The sequence below is a fragment of the Hymenobacter psoromatis genome (assembly GCA_001596155.1).
Lineage (GTDB): Bacteria > Bacteroidota > Bacteroidia > Cytophagales > Hymenobacteraceae > Hymenobacter.
In genome coordinates this window covers 3,741,985-3,761,625 of the sequence record CP014771.1, presented here as the reverse complement: position 1 = coordinate 3,761,625, position 19,641 = coordinate 3,741,985, and the positions used below count along the sequence as shown (strand labels likewise).

Here is a 19,641-nt window from a genome sequence, read left to right as displayed (position 1 = left end):
GCCATGTGGAAATCAAGCTTGAACGGAGGTCTTTATTGCTAGCCTTTTTACTGGCTTACATTAAGTTATAAGCCGCTTTGAGGCGCTCATCGGTTTCCTTTGTTTTTATGTCGAACAACACATTTTTTAAAGCGGGCTGGCTGGGCACCAGGTTAAGCAGGCCCCGATACGCACCTAGCCTTACAAAATACTGCGGGTGCGTGCGGGCGATACTTTCCAGCTTTTGCACGCCTTTTTCACGCTCCACCACGGGTACCTGGGTCATAAAGCTTCCGAATGCCTGCAAATAAGTGTAGAGGTCAATGTCGGTGAGGTCGGGCAGGCGGCGCAGGTACCAGCCATACTGGTCGATGGTGCCCCGCTGGGCGTAGTAGCTGGCCAGCGCCACCAGCAGCGTCGAGTTGGAGGTGTTTTCGAGGGCGGCAATTTGAGCGCGGGCTAGCAGGCTGGGCACTTTGGCCAGCGCATCGACAGCGCCGGCTTCAACCAGATACGAGCTGTCGCGCAGGGCGGCCTGATAGGTGGCGGCGTAGTTATCGTTGGGGAAGGAGGCGAGCGTGAGCAGGGCCTGGGCCCGCACGGCGCTGTTAGGGTCGGTGGTGGCGAGGCGCTGAATTTCGGCTTTTACCGCGTTGGCGCTGGGGCCGCGGTAGCCGCGCAGGTGGTCGAGTGCCGAACGGCGGACGGCGAAAAAATTATCCGTTAAAGCATTGCGCATCATACCGCTCACAGCAAAATCGGTAGTCTTATTCTGGAGCTGGTCGAGCGACTCATACTTCTGCAAGTAGTTCTGGGCGTGATAGAACTGAAAAATCAGCTCGTCCTGAGTACGCCCTTCATCAAGCTGTGCCAAGAGCTGGCCTTCGCTGTCGAACTTCACCATCGTTGGCTTATCGGCGGCCAGGAAGGAGAACGTTTGGTCAGCTTTGGTGATGGTGATATGGTGGTCGGTGGGCTTTTCCTTTTGCCAGATGGTTATCGTGACCGGGAGGCGAAAAACAGGCTGGAACAACGTGTCCTGGGTTTGCTGCACGTGCAGCAGCACTTGGCCATTGCTGTAGCTGTGCGAGATTTTCAGCTCGGGGTGGCCGCGCTCCATAAACCACTGGTCGAAAAACCACATCAGGTCTTCGCCTGTGGTTTCTTCAAAAGTGGTGCGCAACTTGCTGATTTCGACGGCGGTGTACTTGTTCTTGGTCAGGTAGTTATTGAGGCCCGCGAAGAAGGCATCATCGCCGAGGTACTTGCGCAGCATGTGCAAAACCCTACCCCCCTTTTCGTAGGAGTGCCGGTCGAACATGTCCTCCCGGTTGGTATAGTGGTAGCGGATAAGTGGCTCGCGCTTGGAATCGGCTTCTTCGAGGTAGTGCGTCAGGTCTTGCTGCTGCACCAGCGCGGCGGCATCAGCCCCATATTTATGCTCGGCCCACAGGTATTGGGAATAGTTGGCGAAGCTTTCGTTGAGTGGTAGGTTGCTCCACGACTCGCAGGTAACGTAGTCGCCAAACCAGTGGTGGAACAGCTCGTGGGCAATAATCGACTCCGAGGTTTCGTAGCTGGCATCAAGCAACTCGCGGGAGGTGGCCTGGATGGCCGCGCCATGCACGGTGGCGGTGGTGTTCTCCATCGCGCCGCTCACGTAGTCGCGCACGGCTATCTGGGCGTATTTCTCCCACGGAAACTCTACCCCCAGCCTTTTGGAGTAAAAGTCCATCATCTCCGGCGTGCGGCCGAAGACGGCTTTGGCCGTGTTTTTATACTTGGGCTCCACGTAGTAATCCACTGCTTTGCCGTGCCAGGTATCGGACACTACCGCAAAATCGCCCACGGCCAGCATGGTGAGGTAGGGCGCGGCGGGCAGGCTCTGGCGCCAAGTATCGGTGCGCGAGCCGTCGGGGTTTTTTTTCGACGCTATCAGCAAGCCATTCGACAAGGTTTTGAACTGGTCCTCTACCGTCATCGTGATTTCCTGGGTCATCCGCTGGTTGGGATGGTCGATGGTTGGAAACCAGCACGAGCTGCTTTGCGTCTCGCCCTGCGTCCAGATTTGGCGGGGCTTCCCCGCTTCCTTACCCAAGGGGTTGATGAAATACAAACCTTTATCCGAGGTAATAGCCTCACTACCCCCCGAAGGCAGCTCGTTGGGTTTGGCCACGTAGCCGATACGCACTTGATAGGTTTGCTCGCGGGTGTAGGCGTGGTCGAGGGTGATGGTCAGCTGCCGGCCATCGTACTTATAGGTCAGCGTTTTGGGCGACTTGGCACCTAGCAGCTGCACGCTTTTGATATCGAAGCCGCGGGCATCGAGCACTAGCGTACTCTGCGGGTAGAAGTGCGGGTGCAGCGTGAGCACGGCCGTGCCCAGCAAATACTGGTGCGCATAGTCGAACCGCACATCGAGTTTGGTATCAACTATATCGGTTATCTGCGGGGCCGCGGGGTGAACCGGCGCGGCGGGGGGCAGCCACGAAGGCACTGTGATGCCCGAAGACACCGCCGGCGCCGAAACCAGTGCCGAAGCAGCTTCGGCAGGCTTCTTACGAGCCGACTCAGCCGATTTCTTGTGAGACGCTTTGCCCTGACTACCGGCCGACTGGCTCAGCGCCGGCAAAACGGTGAGCGCACAAAAAATAAAACTGCTAAAAAAAGAGTAGCGCATGCGAAGGGCAGACTGCGAGTAGAACTGGCAAGTTCCGACGAAATTAAGATTCACCTTACCTTTATCCCCGCTTCGGCCAGCAGGGCCAGCCTCTCTATGGTGCATATTAGCCTTGGCCCAGCGCACAGCTGGGAGGTGGACTTTCGGGCCACCGATTCTGTCACGCTCAACAATCAGCCGTTTGCCTGGGACCTTGTGGCCCTTGGCGATGGGCGCTTTCACGTGCTGCACGGTGGGCGCTCTTATTCGGCTGAAGTGCTGAGCGCCGACTACGCGACCAAAACCTTCGCGCTGAAAGTCAACGGCCAGCGCCTGGAGTTGCAGGCCAAAGACCGGTTCGATCAGCTGCTTGACCGCCTGGGTTTCAGCGCGGCCAACGTGGCCAAAATCAATGAGCTAAAGGCCCCCATGCCCGGCCTGATTATCGACATCCGGGTGCAGCCTGGCCAGGCCGTGCAGAAGGGCGACCCGCTGCTGGTGCTGGAGGCGATGAAGATGGAAAATATTTTGAAAGCGCCCACCGACTGCGTTATCGGCAGCATCAAAGTGGACCTGCGCGCCAACGTTACCAAAGGCCAGGTGCTCGTGCAGTTCGCGTAGCCCCGCCCCTACCCCCCTCACTTTTTCTACTCCCACATTTTGACCTACCAGCGAATACTTCTCAAACTCAGCGGCGAAGCCCTGATGGGGCAGCAGCAATATGGCATCGATGCTGACCGCCTGATGCAGTACGCTACCGAAATTAAGGCCGTGGCCGCGCAAGGCATTCAGGTGGCGGTAGTGATTGGGGGCGGCAATATTTTCCGCGGGGTGCAGGCCGAACAATTTGGCCTCGACCGCGTGCAGGGCGACTACATGGGCATGCTGGCCACGGTCATCAACTCGATGGCCTTGCAGAGCGCCCTGGAAAAAATGGACGTGCCTACCCGCCTGCTGTCGGGCCTCACCATTCAGCGGGTGTGCGAGCCCTACATCCGCCGCCGGGCGGTGCGCCACTTGGAGAAGGGCCGCGTCGTGATTTTTGGTGCCGGCATTGGCTCGCCCTATTTTACTACCGACTCGGCTGCCTCGCTGCGGGCTATCGAGATTGAGGCCGACGTGGTGCTGAAAGGCACCCGCGTGAACGGCATTTATACCGCCGACCCGGAAAAGGACCCGACCGCTACCCGCTACGCCGAAATCACGTTTGACGAGGTAATGGCTAAAAACCTGAACGTGATGGATATGACGGCTTTCACGCTCTGCAAGGAGAATAACCTGCCCATCATCGTGTTCGATATGAACACGCCCGGCAACCTGGAGCGGCTCATTGCCGGCGAAAGCCTCGGCACCCTCGTGACGATGGGCGGCGCAAGCCAGGCCGCCCACGCGGGCAGCCCTACCCCCCTGCTCGACGCCAAGCACAGTGGCTTGCGCCCTTTGGTGGGCAATCAGCCGGAACAAGCCTGATTCAGTTAAGGGTTAGGAGTTAAAAGGTTGCGCGCCGGATTTTGCAACGCTTGGCCCAACTTTAGCTCCTGGCCACAACTCTTAACTTTTACCTCTCAACTCTTAACTTTTTTCAAGAAGTGGACGAAGAAATTCAATTTTACCTCAGCGACGCGGAGGAATCGATGGGCAAGGCCATTGCCCACGTGGGCGTAGAAATGGGCCGCATCCGGGCCGGCAAGGCCTCGCCGGCCATGCTTGATGGCTTGCGCGTGGACTACTACGGCACGCCTACCCCCGTAGCGCAGATTGCCAACATCTCGGCACCCGACCCGCGCTCGCTGCTCATCAAGCCCTGGGAAAAAAACATGGTGAGCGAGGTAGCCAAGGCCATCAAAAACAGCGACCTGGGCCTGAATCCCATTGCCGATGCTGATGGCGTGCGCCTCAACATTCCGCCCATGACGGAAGAGCGCCGCCGCGACCTCGTGAAGCAGGCCAAGAACGAAGCCGAAAGTGGCAAGGTGCGCGTGCGCGGCATCCGCAAGGATGTGAACGAGGCCCTGCGCAAGCTGCAAAAAGACGGCGCTCCCGAGGATGCCGTGAAAGATGCCGAAGCCAAGGTGCAGAAATACACCGACATGCACATCGCCGAGGTTGACAAACTCTTCACCAAGAAGGAATCGGAGATTATGACTATCTGAGGTCCCTACCCTCCCTCACCGAGCCGGCCCCGCCGCTTCCACTGCGGGAAGTGGCGGGGCCGGCTTAATTAGTAGGTTTGCTTAGCGGTAATAGCCTTGGGCCGTAATTTCCTGCTCGACGGCCGTTGGCACCAAGTAGCGGATGCTTTTTTCCTCCCGAATGCTTTGGCGGATGAACGTGGCGGAAATATCGAGTAGCGGCGCGGCTACTACGCGGGCGCGGGGGTAGGGAGCCAAATCAGGCAGCGCCGGGCCGGACCGGGGGTACACGTAGAGGTCCAGCTCCTGGGTGAGGCGGTCGGCCGCGCGCCAGCGCGGCAGGCCCGCGAGGTTATCGGCACCCATAAGGAGCACAAAATCGTGGCTGGGGTGGCGCGCGCGCAGGGCGTCCAGGGTCACGATGGTGTAGCTGGGACGGGGTAGGGACAGTTCGATGGCTTCGGCGCGCAGGTGCGGATTGTCGGCCACGGCCAGTTCGAGGAGCGCCAGCCGCTGGGCTTCGGGCAGCAGTTCATCGCCCACCTTGAAAGGGCTTTGCGGCGATATTACCAGCCAGACTTCGGCCAAATCGGTATGCGTAGCGAAGTGCTCGGCTAGGATGAGGTGGCCGGTGTGCACCGGGTTAAAGGAGCCGAATAGCAGGCCTACGCGGCGGGCTTCGGAGCCAGCGGGCTTCATACTGCCTCGGGGGCGGCGTCTTTCACGATGAAGTCACGCACCAGCTGCTCGGCATGGGCCACGGCCTCTTCGAGGTTGTCGTTGACAACCGTCACGTCGAACTTGTCCTCAAAGGCAAGCTCAAACGTGGCTTTGTACACCCGCGAAGAAATGCTAGAAGTAGAGTCGGTGGCCCGCGCGGTGAGGCGTTGCGCCAGCGCCTCAATGGATGGTGGCCGCACGAACACGGCAAGCGCCCGGTCTTTATAAAACTCCTTGATGCTTAGGCCGCCTTTCACATCAACATCGAGAATAGCGTGCCGGCCAGTGGACCAGATGCGCTCAATCTCCGATTTTAGCGTGCCATAGAAGGCACCTTCGTACACTTCTTCCCACTCCACAAACTCGTCGTGGCGGATTTTATCCTGAAAATCCGCCACGGAGATGAAGTGGTAGTCTTTGCCATTGACCTCGGCACGCCCCCGGCGGTCGCGGGTGCAAGCAGAGATGGAAAAGCTCAGCTCGGGGATTAACCCCATGAGCCGATGCACGATAGTCGTTTTGCCCGCACCCGAAGGAGCTGAGAATACAATGATTTTGCCCTGCATAGGGCTGCAAAGCTAGGCCATTTCGGCGTGCAAGCGCGCCATGATGGCGTGCGGCAGGGCCGAAGGCACGGCCCGGCGGCCTACTTTCTCATTGAGAAAGCCAATAAAAAACTGCTGCTTCTTGATATCATCGAAGCAAGGCGAGCAGTCTTCACCGTGGTGAATGAGGTAACCCTCTTCTTCTTCCGTCAGGACCCGTCCTTCGAGAAGTTGGTCAAGTACATTGTTCACGCGGTCGCAGTCGGGGGCGTTGGCCAGCGGGGAGGCTGAGGCAAGGGGGGCCGACAGATTGGTTGTAGTAGCGGTAGCTTCCATGAGCGAGTCGGGAACAGGGTCTTAGCCTGGGGTTAAATGATGAGGGAGGAATTAAGTATTTTCGTCGTCGTGTTCGGCGTCATCAACTGCGTCCTGCGCGTCATCGTTCCCATAACCCATCGAGGAAGCATATTTTTCCAGCTTCTCTTTAAGGAAATTACGGGCCCGGTGCAGGCGCGAACGCACCGTGCCGATAGGAATATCGAGCACTTTGGCCATCTCCTCATAGGTGAAGCCTTCGAGGTCGCACAGGATTATAACAGTCCGAAAATCAACGGGTAGTGAGTTCAACGCACTCGCTACCTCGTCGCCAATCAGGTCGCGGGTCGATTGCTGCCGCATATCTGAGGAGGAGGCGCCGGTGTCAGCATCGCCTTCTACCTCATCGGGGTTATAATATCCTTCAATTTCGCTGTAATCGACCTTAGCGGGCTGCTTGCTTTTCTTCCGAAAATCGTTAATAAACGAGTTTTTCAGGATGCGGAAAAGCCAGGCCTTGGCATTGGTGCCGGGCTCGAAGTACTCGAAAAAGCGGTACGCCTTGAGGTAAGTTTCCTGCACCAGGTCATTGGCGTCGTCTTCGTCGAGCGTGAGGCGGTAGGCGAAGTTATAGAGCGGGTCGAGCACGGGCATCAACTCGGCCTGGAAACGCCGGTCTTTTTCCTCTTTGCTCAGCTTCACCCGTTCGGGAGAGTCACTCATAATAGTAGATAAGGCGGATATAAAGTCAGCAGTTGGGCAAAAGTAAGACCACACAGCAGCGATTTAGTTACCCGATTGGCCGAAAAGCCTAAGGTAACTGAACCAATTTCGTGTTAATGAGCCTACCGTGAAACCACTTACGACAGGAGGCAGGTGCTAGTTTGCCGGCAACGGCTGCCACTGAGCAACCTGGGCGGCTACCATAGCAGGCTCAATGGCTTTTATGCAGGTGCAGGCGGTGGGTTGCGTGCGGCAATCCTGGCAATCGGGGCGGTCAAAAACCAGGTAGCCGGCGTGCGGCCCGAGCGGCCCCCAGCGGCCAGGATGCATGGGTTTTGTGGGCGGATATAGTCCCAGCGCGTGGCGGCCCAGCGCCGCGGCCAGGTGCAGCGGCCCGGTGCTACCCGCCACCAGTCCATCGGCCGCCGCGATAAAGGCAATGAATTCGGGCAGGTCGAGCTGCCCGGTGAGGTTGGCCGCTAAAAAGGCCGCGTTTTCGCGCAGCCAGTCGGCCAGCTCTTCGCCTTCGGCGGCCGTGCCGCTGATAAAAACCCGGTGCCCGGCCGCGTGTAGCAGCCGAGCCAGCTGGCCAAAATGCGGCAAGCCCCACTCGCGGGCGCTACCCCGGCTGCGCGGATGCAGAATGATATTGAGCTGGCCCGGCTGGCGGGCAGCCAATAATTCCCGAAACTGAAGCGACAGCGGCACGGCGGGCACCAGGCGCACCAGGGCAGCGGCTTCGGCCAGCGGAAGGGGGGTAGGGAGGCCCAGCGGGGCCAGCAGCGCCAGGTTCAGCTGGGCCTCGTGCAGGGGCGAGTGGCGGCGGCTGAGGGCCACCAGCCGGTTGCAGGTGAGCCAGTGAAACAGCCGGTTGCGCGTGCCGATGCGCACCGGAATACCTGCCTGCCGGGCCAGCCGGGCCAATAATTTATTAGGAAAGACGTGAATAATGGCTTGAGCTTGGTATTCCTGGATTCCTGCCACCTGCGCATCTTCCATCGCCCGCGCTTCAAGAGAGGAGACGGCGGCGGGCTCACCTAGTTCTTCCAGCTCATCCAGACTCAGGAAATCATCCACCCACGGGCAGGCCGCCGCCACGGCCGCCGTGTAGGCGCGCCCGATGAGCACCACCCGGCAACCGGGGTAGTGCTGCTTGAGCCAGCCGGCTACGGGCAGGGTCAGCACCACATCGCCGATGGCGTCGGTGCGCGAGACGAGGAAGGTCTGGCTCACGCGGTGGGAGCGTTTTGGGTGCCGGTTTTCAGCTTCGCGAACTTCAAAAACACGCCCCAGGCCGAGATGACCGCGATACTCAGCCCCGCGAAGCCATCCAAAAAGCCCAGTCGAAACACGTAGCCGTGCACGAATTTCCAGAGCGGCTTGCCTAGCAGATGAAACAGCGTGACCCGCGTCTTGCCCCGCAGCGCCAGCTCCTGCGCCGTGATGCTGGTGAATTTATTGAGCTGGCTAACGTGCTGCGCGATAGAATTATAGGAGTAGTGGAGCGCATCGCCGGCGAGCTGGCCGGTCGTTTGGCCGGGCTGCACCTCGTAGCGCTCGTGCAGCAGCAGGCCCTGCCAGCGGCCCAGGCGGCGGTCGTAGAGGCGCAGCTTGCGGTCGGGGTACCAGCCGCCGTGGCGCACCCAGGTGCCGCAGTAGTTGGTGAGGCGGGCCAGCGAATACGCCGCGTGCTGCCAGTTCGCCTTCGCTACCCCAATGCTTTGCCGCAACTCGTTGGTGAGCACTTCGTCGGCATCAAGCTGCAAGATGTGGTCAAATTTGGCTTGGTCGGTAGCAAAGTTTTTCTGCTCGACGTAGCCCGCAAAGGCGTGCTGCACCACCCGCGCGCCGTGCTGACGGCAGATTTCCACGGTGCGGTCAGTTGAAAAAGAATCCACGACCAGCACTTCATCGGCCACATTGACCAGCGCCTGCAGGCAGCGGGCAATGTTAGCCTCTTCGTTGAAGGTGATGATGACGATGGAAAGCGCTGGCACGGGCACACTAAAAAGCACCGGCAAAGGTAGGCGGCGCGGCCAAGCTGCAAATTTGCTTATGAGCGCCTACCCCCCCTTCTCTTTCATCAACCCCTCTGAGGCCTTTCAGCAACTGCCCAAACCTGCGCGGTACGCTGCCCAAGCCCGCCACCAAGGCCCGGCGCTAGCGCGGAATTTGGCGTTGGCTTACCCTTAGCTGGCTGCTCACGTATAGCCGGGCCACTTCATTAACGAAAATCATGGCTGACTTACAAGACAAAATCATCCTCGTCACGGGGGCTACCTCGGGCATTGGCGAAATTACGGCGCGCGAGCTGGCGCGGCAGGGCGCGCACGTTATTATGCTGGCCCGCAACCGCGGCAAGGCCGAGCGCACGCAGCGCGAAATTATCGCGGCCACGGGCAATGAGCGGGTTGATATCGTGCTGGCCGACCTGTCGGTGCTGCAACAAGTGCGCGACGTGGCAGCTCAGTTGCACGATAAGTATCCGCGCCTCGACGTGTTGGTGAACAATGCCGGCCTCATGTTTGGGACCGAGCGCGAATTATCAGCCGATGGCTACGAGATGACGCTGGCAACCAATCACTTGGGGCCATTTTTGCTCACCAGCCTGCTCTTCGACCTGCTGCAAAAAAGCCCGGCCGCCCGCATCGTCAACGTAGCCTCGATGGCCTACCGCTTTTCCAAGCCCACGCTCGATGACATTCAGTCGGAGCGCTCATACAGCGCGATGTGGGAGTATGGCACCACCAAGCTTTGGAATATTATGTTTACCCAGGAGTTGGCCCAGCGCCTGCGCGCGCACGGCATCACGAACGTGACCACTAATTCGCTGCACCCCGGCGCAGTGGCTACGGGCTACGGCAAGCAGTCGGGCGGCTGGCTGTCGGCCGTGCTGGCCTTGGGCCGGCCCTTCATGCTTTCGCCCGAGAAGGGCGCGGAAACCAGCATCTTCCTGACCTCGGATGAGGAGGTAGGGAATACCAGCGGTGGCTTTTTTAGCAAGAAAAAGCCGGAGCCAGTGAAAAGCAGCTTCAACACGGCGGCTAACAACCAACGGCTATGGCAGATAAGCGAAACACTGACGGGCACTAAGTTTTTGGATTAGGCTGCCGCCTGCCAATACGAGCGCTACCTCACAAAAAAAGGTCTCGCCAGCGCAATGCTGGCGAGACCTTTTTTTGTATTTATTTCGAATTTTCCTACCCCCTAGTAGCGGTACAGGTCCGATTTGAACGGGCCTTCCACCGGCACCTTGATGTAGTCGGCTTGCTTGGGCGTGAGCTCGTCCAGCTCGACACCGATTTTGGTGAGGTGCAGGCGGGCTACTTTCTCGTCGAGGTGCTTGGGTAGGGTGTACACCTGGTGCTCGTACTGGTCGGCGTTCTTCCACAGCTCTAGCTGGGCCAGCGTCTGGTTGGTGAATGAGTTCGACATCACGAACGAGGGGTGACCAGTGGCGCAGCCCAGGTTCACCAAACGACCTTCGGCCAAGATGATAACCTCTTTGCCGTCAATATTATAGATATCAACCTGCGGCTTCACCGTGTCTTTGGTGTGGCCGTAGTTCTTGTTCAGCCAGGCCATGTCGATTTCATCGTCGAAGTGGCCGATGTTGCAGACAATCGCCTTGTCCTTGAGGGCGCGGAAATGCTCCTCGCGGATGATGTCACAGTTGCCGGTGGTCGTGATAACGATGTCGGCGCGCGGAATGGCGTTCTCCATCTTCTTCACTTCGAAGCCGTCCATCGCAGCCTGCAGGGCGCAGATGGGGTCAATCTCGGTTACGATGACGCGGGCACCAGCGCCGCTGAGCGAAGCGGCAGTACCTTTTCCTACGTCGCCGTAGCCAGCTACTACGGCCACTTTGCCGGCCATCATTACATCGGTAGCGCGGCGGATAGCGTCCACGGCCGACTCTTTGCAGCCGTATTTATTGTCAAATTTTGACTTCGTTACCGAGTCGTTCACGTTGAACGCGGGGAAGGGCAGCGAGCCATCTTTCACGCGCTCGATGAGGCGCAACACGCCGGTCGTGGTTTCCTCGCTCACGCCTTTGATGCCGGCCGCCAGCTCGGGGAACTGGTTGAGCACCATGTTGGTGAGGTCGCCGCCATCATCCAGAATCATGTTCAGCGGCTGGCGCTCCTCGCCAAACCACATTGTTTGCTCGATGCACCAGTCGAACTCTTCTTCGTTCATGCTCTTCCAGGCATATACCGGAATGCCGGCGGCGGCGATGGCCGCGGCGGCATGGTCCTGGGTCGAAAATATGTTGCACGACGACCACGTGACGTCGGCCCCGAGCGCGATGAGCGTCTCAATGAGCACGGCCGTTTGAATGGTCATGTGCAGGCAACCAGCGATGCGGGCGCCTTTAAGCGGCTGGCTGGGGCCAAACTCTTCGCGCAGGGACATGAGGCCGGGCATTTCGGCTTCGGCCAAGCGAATTTCCTTGCGGCCCCACTCGGCCAGGCTCAGGTCTTTTACTTTATAGGGAACGTAGGTTGTGGGCTTGGTCGCTACCATAATAAATCGGCAAATGAAAGGTCTGGCGTTTCAACCACGAAGATAACGCTTTGTTTGGGCGTTGGGTCGATGCGCACAGCGCATACCTTTGCCGGCCGTTACAATACCTTTTATTCATATGGGACGCACAATTCACTGGCTGGCAACATCTTTTTTAGCAGTCAGCCTGGCAGTTGGCGCTCAGGCGGCCCAGGCGCAACAAGTCGCGCCGGCTACTATCCGGCTTTCGCCCGAAGACCAGGAGCGCGGCCAGTACGGCCCGCAACATAATTTTTATTTCCTACCCCCCGGCAAAACGGGGGAGGACTACCAAAATGCTGGCTTCTTCGGCGGCAAGCTGCGGCCTTACCTCGCGGGCAATGCGTCGGCGCTCGGCGAGCTGGACAATTACAAGCGGCAAAAATCGCTGTACCTGGCCGATAAGGCGCTGCTGGTAGGGTCGCTCGGGTTCTACGGGTCGCAGGTATTCAGCCACGGCGACCCGGTTTATTTCAACGGCGCGCAGCAGGCGGCCGCCGGCATCGCGGTAGTGAGCTTGCTGGCAACACTTTTCATCAACCGCCACACCAATGAGTATTTGAAGCAGGCGGTTGATAACTATAATTCGGACTTGCCCGCCGGGCACGGTAGCATATGGCCCAAGCTGCGCCCGGCCAGCGTGGGCATGGCGGCGCTCAATGGCCGGCCGGCCTTCGCCCTGCGCTGGCAGCTCTGAGGCGACTAGGGCCCCCAGGCCCTACCCCCCCGGTTTGGCACGGTGTTCAATTGTGGGCGGCAAATGCACCAGCGCCCCGTTTTTTTCGTTAGTAGCTGCACAATGGAGTTTCCTTTACCCGAGGCGGCCCGGCGCTACGTGGCTGCCCACCTGCACGACGACCCGGCGCACCTGGCGCTGCAAGCCCGCCGCCACCCTCACCTGCCAGTGCCCGAGCTGGTGCGCCAGATTCAGGCCCGCCAAAAAGCCCGCGGCAAGCTGCCCACCTGGGCCGACAACCAGGAGCTGATTTTTCCGCCCGCGCTTTCAGTCGAGCAAGCTTCGTCGGAGCGCACGGCCACCTACAAGGCGGCGCTGGTGGCCGGCGCAACCAGCTTGGCCGACCTAACCGGCGGTTTTGGAGCCGATGCGGCGCATTTTGCCGCCGTGGTTGACCAGGTGGCTTATGTGGAGCGCGATGCGCACCTGGCCGCCGTGGTGGCGTACAATCTTGACCAGCTGGGCATCAGTAATATAGCGACCCACACGGGCGATGCGGCGGCGTTTCTCAAGCAAAGCGGCCAGCAATTCGACTGGTTATACCTTGACCCGGCCCGGCGCGATAAAAAAGGTGGCAAGGCTTTTAAGCTGGCCGACTGTGAGCCCGACGTGCCGCGCCTCCTACCCCTGCTGCTGCGCCACGCGCCGCGCATTTTGCTCAAAACATCGCCGATACTCGATATCGAGCTGGCTATTCGAGAGCTGAAGCACGTGCGCCGGCTCTGGGTAGTGGCCGTGGAAAATGAGGTAAAAGAAGTTTTGTACGAGCTGGGCGAAGAGCCCGCCGTGGACCCCGAGCGCCTGGCCGTGAACCTGCGCCGCGATGGCAGCCAGCAGGAGTTTCGCCTCAACCGGGCCCGCGAGGCCCGCGCCGTGCCGCGCTACGCCGAGGCGCAACAATACCTCTACGAGCCTAATGCCGCCATTCTCAAGGCCGGTGCCTTCAAGAGTGTTGGCTCGGCCTTTGAGCTGCTAAAGCTGCAACAGCACAGCCACCTTTATACCAGCCAGGACTTACGGGCCGATTTTCCGGGCCGGATTTTCAAGATTCTGGCCACCGAAAAGGCCGATGGCCCCACCCTCAAAACTTACCTCGGCCCCGAGGGCCGGGCGCACGTCACGACCCGTAATTTTCCCGAGTCGGTGGCCGATTTTCGGCGGCACACGGGTATCCGGGAGGGTGGCGACATTTATTTATTCGCGACCACCGACTTGCGCGGACGTTTCGTGGTGCTGGTGTGCGAGAAGCTGCCTACCCCTGCTTAGCGGTCCAAGGCACGCTTGGTCAGGATTTAATGAGTAGTTTTGCGGCCCGCCCGCCCGCGCCCCTGACCGGCCCGACGGGCGGGTTTTTGTTTGTCTAGCCCCTTGCCATGCCCTATCTGTTCACTTCCGAATCGGTTTCGGAAGGCCATCCCGATAAAGTTGCCGACCAGATTTCTGACGCCATCCTCGACGACTTTTTGCGCCAGGACCCCGCCGCCAAAGTTGCCTGCGAAACGCTCGTTACCACCGGCCTCGTCGTTATTGCCGGTGAAGTAAAGTCTTCCGCTTACGTTGATGTGCAGCACATTGCCCGCGACGTTATCCGCCGCATCGGCTACACCAAGGCCGAGTATAAGTTTGAGGCCGAAAGCTGCGGCATCCTGTCGGCGCTGCACGAGCAGTCGCCCGATATCAACCAGGGGGTAGTGCGCCAGGCTCCCGAGGAGCAGGGTGCCGGCGACCAGGGCATGATGTTCGGCTACGCCACCAACGAGACGGCCAACTACATGCCGCTGGCCCTGGATTTGTCGCACAGCCTGCTTCAGGAGTTGGCCACCATCCGCAAGGGGGGTAGGGAAATGACCTACCTGCGCCCCGATGCCAAGAGCCAGGTCACGATTCGCTACTCCGACGACCACCGGCCCGAAGCGATTGAGGCCATCGTTATCAGCACCCAGCACGACGACTTCGACCCGTCGGAGGAAGTGATGCTGTCCCACATCAAGCAAGACGTCATCAATCTGCTTATTCCGCGCGTGAAGGCCAGCCTCAGCCCCGAGATGCAGGCCCTGTTCACGGGCGATATAAAGCACCATATCAACCCCACGGGCAAGTTCGTTATCGGCGGCCCGCACGGCGATTCAGGCCTGACGGGCCGCAAAATCATCGTGGATACCTACGGCGGCAAGGGCGCGCACGGCGGCGGCGCTTTCTCGGGCAAAGACTCCAGCAAAGTGGACCGGTCGGCGGCCTACGCCACCCGGCACATCGCCAAAAACCTCGTGGCGGCCGGCGTGGCCGACCAGGTTTTGGTGCAGGTGGCCTACGCCATCGGCGTGGCCAGGCCAGTAGGTCTCTACGTGACTACCTATGGCACCACGAAAGCCAAGAACGCGGCTGGTCAGCCCCTGACCGACGGCGAAATTGCAGATAAGGTGAACGAGCTGTTCGACCTGCGCCCCTACGCCATCGTGGAGCGCCTGGGCCTGCGCAACCCCATTTTTGGCCAAACCGCCGCCTATGGCCACATGGGCCGCCAGCCCGGCACCATCACGGTGAAAATGAAAGACGGCGAGGAGAAGACCTTCGAAACCTTCACCTGGGAGAAACTTGACTACGTGGACCAGATTAAAGCTGCTTTTAAGCTGTAATTTATTCACAGCACAAAAGAAGCCCCGGCCGCTCGCGCAGCCTTGTCCTTACCCAAAACTCAGAAAAGCGTTGTCCTCGTGGTCGGCGCTTTTTTTGTGGGCTGGCAGTAGCTTGCGGGCATGTCTATTTCGACGCATTTTGGCGACCCACAGCAGTGGGCGCAGACGCATTTTGGCGAGGTACGGCTGGGTGATGTGCGCCGCCGCCAGCGCGTGTGTACGCTGGCAGCCGGTTGGGCGCGGCAGCCGGGGGCTAGCATTCCGCAGTTGAGCCGGGGGCAGCCCTACGCCAGCAAAGCCGCTTATCAGTTGCTAAGCCACTCGCAGACCACGCCTGATGCGTTGCAAGCGCCACACCGGCAGCTGGTTAGTCAGCAATTGCACGTACCCGGCACGTACCTGCTGGTCGAGGATACGACCGAGCTGAGCTGGCCCGAGGCCGCCGAGCGCCGGGCGGGCCTCGGGCCGGTGGGGCCGGGCAAGGCCCGCAGTCAGGGCGTACTGCTGCACTCGCTAGTGGCCGCCGCCTGGCCCGCCGTCGACCCCGACCCGGCCGCCAAACGGCCCGCCCTGCCGCTGCTGGGCCTACTCGACCAGCAGTTTCACGTGCGCCAGCCCGTGCCCGAAGCCGAGAAAGCGGCCCCCCACGGCGGTTCCCGCCCCCGCCAGGGCCGGCCCCGCGAGTCGGCCCTGTGGGCGCAGAGTCTGCGGGCGGTAGGGAGTCCCCCGGTCGGCACGCGCTGGGTAGTAGTGGCCGACCGCGGGGCCGACATTTACGAGCACTTGCAGCAGTGCCACACCCAGGGGCTGGGCTTCGTGGTGCGGGCCGCCCAGGACCGGGCCCTGGTGGCGGGGCCGGCCAAAACGCCCGCCGGCCGCCTCTTTGAGCTGGCCCGCGCCCAGCCCAGCGTCGGCACCTTTTCCCTGGCCCTGCGCGGGCGGCCCCGCCAGCCGGCGCGCGAGCTAGTCTTGCAGGTAAGTTTCAGTCCGGCAGTAGCTTTACGAGCCCCGCAGCGGCCGGGCGGGGCCACGGGCAAGGGCGAGCCGGTGCCCGCCAGCCTGGTGCGGGTCTGGGAAGAAACGGCCCTTGAGGCGGCCCCCGGCCTGGAGTGGCTGCGGCTTTGCGACCAGCCTGTCACCGACTTCGCCCAGGCCCTGACCTGCGCCCGCCAGTACACGAGCCGCTGGCTGATAGAAGATTTCCACAAGGCCTTAAAGACAGGACTCGGGGCCGAAAAGCTCCAGCTGCAAACCGCCGCCCGGCTCTTCGCGGCCGTGGCCCTGCTGAGCGTAGTGGCGCTGGCCCTGGTGGACTTGCGCGAAAAAAGCCGCCTGGAGCCGGACGCCCCTGCCGAGGTGGCTGGCCTGACGACCAGGGAATTACGGGTACTGCGCCACCAGAGCCGCCGCCCGCTGGACACCGTGCGCGCTGTATTCCTGGCCCTGGCCGCACTGGGCGGCCACCTGGGCCGCAAAGGCGACGGCCCACCCGGCTGGCAAACCCTCTGGCTCGGCCGCCGCAGCCTGCGTCTACTCGTCGAAGGAGTGAACATGGCCGCCCACCTGGCCAGCCAACTACTTGACGACTAACCTCAAAAAAAGCGCCGACCTATCGGCCGGCGCTTTTTGAATTTTGGGTAAGGACAAGGCCGCGCGATGCGACCAGGGCTTTTTTACTGCTATCGCAGCGGCTAGTGGCTCAGTGCCTTCTCTTTATGTTTGGTAATCTGCCGCTTCAAAGCCTCTACCGCAGCGTCAGTAGCGGCTTCGAAGGAAGTAGCATCTTCCTGGCTGAAAAGGGTGCTGCCGGGTACTATTAGCTTGATTTCAACGGTTTTGTTGGCTACCCCGTCCTTGTTGTTGAGGCGGAGGATGACCTCGCCATCCGTGACGCGGTCATAAAAATGTTCCAACTTGTTGAGGCGTTGCTGAATAAAATCGAGTAGAGTTTGGTCGGCATCGAAATGGACCGACTGCATTTGCACTTTCATGGGCAAAAAGGGAATGGTGGTGGGAAGTAAAAACTGGTAGCTACGCTTCCTACGTTTTGAACCAGCGCAAGCCTGTTGAAGGAAGAACTATCCCAACAGCCTAAACGCCAACTAAAAACCTGGTAGCCGCAGCTCACAAGACAATCAGGCCCGAGGGTGGGCTTGTTCAAATACGGATTTCAGGCGGTCAACGGACAAGTGCGTGTACACTTGCGTGGCTGCCAGGCTGGCGTGGCCCAGCAATTCCTTGATGGCGTTCAGGTCGGCACCCTTGCCCAGCAGGTGGGTAGCAAACGCGTGGCGCAGCGCGTGCGGATGCTGGTGCGCCGCAGAGGTCGATACCTGGCTCAGGTATTTCTTCACGGTGCGATACACCAGCTTTTCGTAGAGCGGTTCGCCTTTATCAGTTAGGAAGAAGGGCTTATTAGCGGCCGCTGGCCCAAACTCCGCGGCGCGCCAAGTCCGGTATTTTTCCAGCACCAGCAGCAGCGAAGGGTTTAGCGGCACGATGCGCTGCTTGTTGCCCTTGCCCGTCACGCGCACCGTGCGCGCGCTGATATCTAACTCATTATCCGTAATACCCAGCAACTCGGAAAGACGGATGCCCGTGCCATATAGCATTTCGAGCACCAGTTGGTCGCGGGCTCCGGTAAAGCTGTCCTCGAACTCAAACGAATTCAACATGCGGTTCAAGGACTCTTCGGGCACGAATTCGGGCAGCTTTTTGGCCATCTTGGGTGCCTTGATGCGCAGCATCGGGTTGGCCTCAATCTGGTGGGTCCGCAGCAGAAACTTGTAGAAGGAGCGCAGGCAGGCCACCTTGCGGTTCACCGTGCGCGGGTCCAGGTCCTGGCTCATCAGGCTCACTACCCACCCCCGGATGAGCGGATGCGTGGCCTGCGCCGGCGCAGCCAACTCGTACTCTGACCGCAAGTACGTAGCAAGCTGCGTCAAATCTGTCTGATATGAAGTGACAGTGTGGGGGCTAAAACGCTTCTCGTAGCGCAGAAAATCCAGGAATTCGTCCATGTGGCAACGCTACCGCTGGTTGAGGGGGTAGGGTATAGTGCAAAGTAGCGAAAAACTATTTTCTAACCTAGCTTTAGCCAACGCGAAAAGCCCGTCCAGATGCTATGCAGCATTCGGACGGGCTTTTTAAGAACTTTGTGCCCTTAGCAATAAGCCGATGGCTTATGCCTCGCTTTCTGGGCCGTAGGTAGCCAGTTTGTAAACTGCCTTCTGCTTCAGCTTACGCTTGGTAATGCTCGGCTTTTGGAAGAACGTGCGGCGACGCAATTCTTTCAATACGCCAGTGCGCTCGAACTTCTTCTTGAAGCGCTTCAGCGCACGGTCAACGGTTTCGTTGTCTTTGATTTGAACGATAATCATATCGGGGAGTGAGGAGTCTCTTTCAGGGCAAACGGGCCGCAAAGATACGCAGGGTCTTGACAGATTGTCAAGCAGAACCTTACTTATTTTAACAACGCCCGCGCGATTACCAGTTTCTGAATCTCGCTGGTGCCTTCGCCAATGGTGCAAAGCTTGGCATCGCGGTAGTATTTTTCGGCGGGGTAGTCCTTGGTATAGCCGTAGCCCCCAAAAATCTGCACGCCTTCATTAGCCGTGCGCACGGCCACTTCGGAGGCATATAACTTGGCCATCGCCGATTCCAGGTTCACGTTCTGGCCCCGGTCTTTCATCTCGGCGGCGCGGTAGGTGAGCAGGCTGGCGGCTTCAATCTCGGTTGCCATGTCGGCCAGCTTGAACGCGATGCCCTGGAAATTACTGATGGGCTGGTTGAACTGTTGCCGCTCCTTGCTGTACTGCAACGCTGCTTCGTAGGCTCCCTGGGCAATGCCCAGGCTCAGGGCCGCAATGCTGATGCGCCCACCGTCGAGCACCTTCAGGCTCTGCACGAAACCGTCGCCTACCTTGCCGATAACGTTGGCTTTAGGTATCCGGCAGTCGGTAAAAATCATTTCCGTCGTTTCGGAGGCGCGCATTCCGAGCTTGTCCTCTTTCCTACCCCCCTCAAAGCCCGGCGTGCCGCGCTCCACGATAAAGGCCGTCATGCCGTGCGAGTCGCCCACTTCGCCAGTCCGGGCAATGACTACCGCCACCTCCCCGCTCTTGCCGTGGGTAATAAAATTTTTGGCTCCGTTGAGGATATAGTGCTCGCCATCGGCATCGAGCACGGCGGTCGTGCGCATGTTGCCGGCATCCGAACCCGTGTTGGGCTCCGTGAGGCCCCAGGCCCCCAGCCACTCGCCCGTGGCCAGGCGGGGCAGGTACTGCTGTTTTTGCGCTTCTGAGGCATGCTGAAGAATGTGACCGGTGCAGAGCGAGTTGTGCGCGGCCATGCTCAGCCCGATGCTGCCATCAATCTTGGACAGCTCAACGATAGCCGTCACGTACTCCTGGTAGCCAAAGCCGGAGCCGCCATACTGCTGAGGCACAAGCACGCCCATCAGTCCAAGCTCGCCCAGCTGGCGAAACACGTCGCGCGGAAATTCCTGGGTTTCATCCCAGCGCATCATCTGCGGCTTGATGTTCTGAAGCCCAAAATCGCGCACCATCTGCGCAATCATGGCTTGGTTTTCGGTAGCTACGGTAGCTTCCATATAGTAATTAAAAAGGGGTGGGTAGGGAGAGAAGAAGAA

19 protein-coding genes and 1 pseudogene are annotated in these 19,641 nt (G+C 59.8%); 8 read left to right on the top strand and 12 right to left on the bottom strand.

The annotated features are described in order from the left end of the window. Positions 1 to 55: 55 nt before the first annotated feature. The gene (locus A0257_16035) at positions 56 to 2,659 is read right to left on the bottom strand and encodes an alanyl aminopeptidase (GenBank protein AMR28452.1); all 2,604 of its coding nucleotides are present in this window, start codon (positions 2,657 to 2,659) and stop codon (positions 56 to 58) included. Positions 2,660 to 2,755: 96 nt separating this feature from the next. On the opposite strand from A0257_16035, the gene A0257_16030 reads away from it, so the two are divergent. The 3 genes and pseudogenes from A0257_16030 (at position 2,756) to A0257_16020 (ending at position 4,791) form a co-directional block, all read left to right on the top strand. Beyond that, entirely contained in the window at positions 2,756 to 3,259 is a 504-nt protein-coding gene (locus tag A0257_16030; GenBank protein ID AMR28451.1) for an acetyl-CoA carboxylase biotin carboxyl carrier protein subunit, read from the top strand. Positions 3,260 to 3,298: 39 nt separating this feature from the next. Continuing rightward, positions 3,299 to 4,000 (top strand): annotated as a pseudogene (gene pyrH, locus A0257_16025) (UMP kinase). Positions 4,001 to 4,227: 227 nt separating this feature from the next. Further along, positions 4,228 to 4,791, top strand: a complete 564-nt coding sequence (locus A0257_16020; protein ID AMR28450.1) for a ribosome recycling factor — start codon at positions 4,228 to 4,230, stop codon at positions 4,789 to 4,791. 81 nt (positions 4,792 to 4,872) lie between these two features. Here the strand turns inward: A0257_16020 and A0257_16015 are convergent, their stop codons facing one another. From A0257_16015 to A0257_15990, 6 genes are all read right to left on the bottom strand, one after another. Further along, a complete protein-coding gene (locus A0257_16015) occupies positions 4,873 to 5,469 on the bottom strand; it encodes a nicotinate-nicotinamide nucleotide adenylyltransferase (GenBank protein ID AMR28449.1) in 597 nt (198 codons plus the stop codon). Then, complete coding sequence (locus tag A0257_16010; GenBank protein ID AMR28448.1) at positions 5,466 to 6,056, bottom strand: guanylate kinase; 591 nt, start codon at positions 6,054 to 6,056, stop codon at positions 5,466 to 5,468. Before A0257_16010 ends, A0257_16015 begins: the two co-directional genes overlap by 4 nt. 12 nt (positions 6,057 to 6,068) lie before the next feature. After that, a complete protein-coding gene (locus tag A0257_16005) occupies positions 6,069 to 6,371 on the bottom strand; it encodes a hypothetical protein (protein AMR28447.1) in 303 nt (100 codons plus the stop codon). Between the two features lie 51 nt (positions 6,372 to 6,422). Further along, positions 6,423 to 7,073 (bottom strand): RNA polymerase subunit sigma, encoded by a 651-nt coding sequence (locus tag A0257_16000; protein ID AMR28446.1) that lies wholly within the window; start codon positions 7,071 to 7,073, stop codon positions 6,423 to 6,425. Positions 7,074 to 7,229: 156 nt separating this feature from the next. After that, positions 7,230 to 8,306: a hypothetical protein gene (locus A0257_15995; GenBank protein ID AMR28445.1), complete on the bottom strand. Its 1,077-nt coding sequence runs from the start codon at positions 8,304 to 8,306 to the stop codon at positions 7,230 to 7,232. Then, positions 8,303 to 9,070, bottom strand: a complete 768-nt coding sequence (locus tag A0257_15990; GenBank protein ID AMR29806.1) for a hypothetical protein — start codon at positions 9,068 to 9,070, stop codon at positions 8,303 to 8,305. The genes A0257_15995 and A0257_15990 overlap by 4 nt, the downstream gene beginning before the upstream one ends. Before the next feature lie 239 nt (positions 9,071 to 9,309). On the opposite strand from A0257_15990, the gene A0257_15985 reads away from it, so the two are divergent. Further along, on the top strand, positions 9,310 to 10,179 hold the full coding sequence (locus A0257_15985) for a hypothetical protein (GenBank protein ID AMR28444.1): 870 nt from the start codon (positions 9,310 to 9,312) through the stop codon (positions 10,177 to 10,179). 101 nt (positions 10,180 to 10,280) lie between these two features. Here the strand turns inward: A0257_15985 and A0257_15980 are convergent, their stop codons facing one another. Beyond that, complete coding sequence (locus tag A0257_15980) at positions 10,281 to 11,600, bottom strand: adenosylhomocysteinase (GenBank protein AMR28443.1); 1,320 nt, start codon at positions 11,598 to 11,600, stop codon at positions 10,281 to 10,283. A 118-nt stretch (positions 11,601 to 11,718) separates the two neighbouring features. Here A0257_15980 and A0257_15975 point away from each other — a divergent pair, with 118 nt between their 5' ends. The 4 genes from A0257_15975 to A0257_15960 all read left to right on the top strand — a co-directional run bounded on the left by A0257_15975 (position 11,719) and on the right by A0257_15960 (position 16,580). Then, positions 11,719 to 12,315: a hypothetical protein gene (locus A0257_15975; protein AMR28442.1), complete on the top strand. Its 597-nt coding sequence runs from the start codon at positions 11,719 to 11,721 to the stop codon at positions 12,313 to 12,315. A gap of 102 nt (positions 12,316 to 12,417) precedes the next feature. Then, positions 12,418 to 13,620 (top strand): hypothetical protein, encoded by a 1,203-nt coding sequence (locus tag A0257_15970; protein ID AMR28441.1) that lies wholly within the window; start codon positions 12,418 to 12,420, stop codon positions 13,618 to 13,620. A 107-nt stretch (positions 13,621 to 13,727) separates the two neighbouring features. Then, a complete protein-coding gene (locus tag A0257_15965; GenBank protein AMR28440.1) occupies positions 13,728 to 14,990 on the top strand; it encodes a methionine adenosyltransferase in 1,263 nt (420 codons plus the stop codon). Between the two features lie 120 nt (positions 14,991 to 15,110). Then, complete coding sequence (locus A0257_15960; protein AMR28439.1) at positions 15,111 to 16,580, top strand: hypothetical protein; 1,470 nt, start codon at positions 15,111 to 15,113, stop codon at positions 16,578 to 16,580. A gap of 101 nt (positions 16,581 to 16,681) precedes the next feature. Here the strand turns inward: A0257_15960 and A0257_15955 are convergent, their stop codons facing one another. From A0257_15955 to A0257_15940, 4 genes are all read right to left on the bottom strand, one after another. Further along, complete coding sequence (locus A0257_15955) at positions 16,682 to 16,981, bottom strand: ribosomal subunit interface protein (protein ID AMR28438.1); 300 nt, start codon at positions 16,979 to 16,981, stop codon at positions 16,682 to 16,684. Between the two features lie 144 nt (positions 16,982 to 17,125). Continuing rightward, positions 17,126 to 18,010: an integrase gene (locus A0257_15950; protein ID AMR28437.1), complete on the bottom strand. Its 885-nt coding sequence runs from the start codon at positions 18,008 to 18,010 to the stop codon at positions 17,126 to 17,128. Between the two features lie 162 nt (positions 18,011 to 18,172). Further along, positions 18,173 to 18,370: a 30S ribosomal protein S21 gene (locus A0257_15945; protein AMR28436.1), complete on the bottom strand. Its 198-nt coding sequence runs from the start codon at positions 18,368 to 18,370 to the stop codon at positions 18,173 to 18,175. An 83-nt stretch (positions 18,371 to 18,453) separates the two neighbouring features. Then, on the bottom strand, positions 18,454 to 19,602 hold the full coding sequence (locus A0257_15940) for an acyl-CoA dehydrogenase (protein AMR28435.1): 1,149 nt from the start codon (positions 19,600 to 19,602) through the stop codon (positions 18,454 to 18,456). Between the last annotated feature and the right edge of the window lie 39 nt (positions 19,603 to 19,641).

Bases quoted from the DNA above. Each gene is read 5' to 3' on its own strand.
- A0257_16030 (AMR28451.1), top strand. From the start codon at position 2,756: ATGGTGCATATTAGCCTTGGCCCAGCGCACAGCTGGGAGGTGGACTTT.
- A0257_15960 (AMR28439.1), top strand. From the start codon at position 15,111: ATGTCTATTTCGACGCATTTTGGCGACCCACAGCAGTGGGCGCAGACG.
- A0257_15965 (AMR28440.1), top strand. From the start codon at position 13,728: ATGCCCTATCTGTTCACTTCCGAATCGGTTTCGGAAGGCCATCCCGAT.
- A0257_16035 (AMR28452.1), bottom strand. From the start codon at position 2,659: ATGCGCTACTCTTTTTTTAGCAGTTTTATTTTTTGTGCGCTCACCGTT.
- A0257_15975 (AMR28442.1), top strand. From the start codon at position 11,719: ATGGGACGCACAATTCACTGGCTGGCAACATCTTTTTTAGCAGTCAGC.
- A0257_16000 (AMR28446.1), bottom strand. From the start codon at position 7,073: ATGAGTGACTCTCCCGAACGGGTGAAGCTGAGCAAAGAGGAAAAAGAC.
- A0257_15985 (AMR28444.1), top strand. From the start codon at position 9,310: ATGGCTGACTTACAAGACAAAATCATCCTCGTCACGGGGGCTACCTCG.
- A0257_15980 (AMR28443.1), bottom strand. From the start codon at position 11,600: ATGGTAGCGACCAAGCCCACAACCTACGTTCCCTATAAAGTAAAAGAC.
- A0257_16005 (AMR28447.1), bottom strand. From the start codon at position 6,371: ATGGAAGCTACCGCTACTACAACCAATCTGTCGGCCCCCCTTGCCTCA.
- A0257_15945 (AMR28436.1), bottom strand. From the start codon at position 18,370: ATGATTATCGTTCAAATCAAAGACAACGAAACCGTTGACCGTGCGCTG.
- A0257_16010 (AMR28448.1), bottom strand. From the start codon at position 6,056: ATGCAGGGCAAAATCATTGTATTCTCAGCTCCTTCGGGTGCGGGCAAA.
- A0257_15940 (AMR28435.1), bottom strand. From the start codon at position 19,602: ATGGAAGCTACCGTAGCTACCGAAAACCAAGCCATGATTGCGCAGATG.
- A0257_15955 (AMR28438.1), bottom strand. From the start codon at position 16,981: ATGAAAGTGCAAATGCAGTCGGTCCATTTCGATGCCGACCAAACTCTA.
- A0257_15950 (AMR28437.1), bottom strand. From the start codon at position 18,010: ATGGACGAATTCCTGGATTTTCTGCGCTACGAGAAGCGTTTTAGCCCC.
- A0257_15970 (AMR28441.1), top strand. From the start codon at position 12,418: ATGGAGTTTCCTTTACCCGAGGCGGCCCGGCGCTACGTGGCTGCCCAC.
- A0257_16015 (AMR28449.1), bottom strand. From the start codon at position 5,469: ATGAAGCCCGCTGGCTCCGAAGCCCGCCGCGTAGGCCTGCTATTCGGC.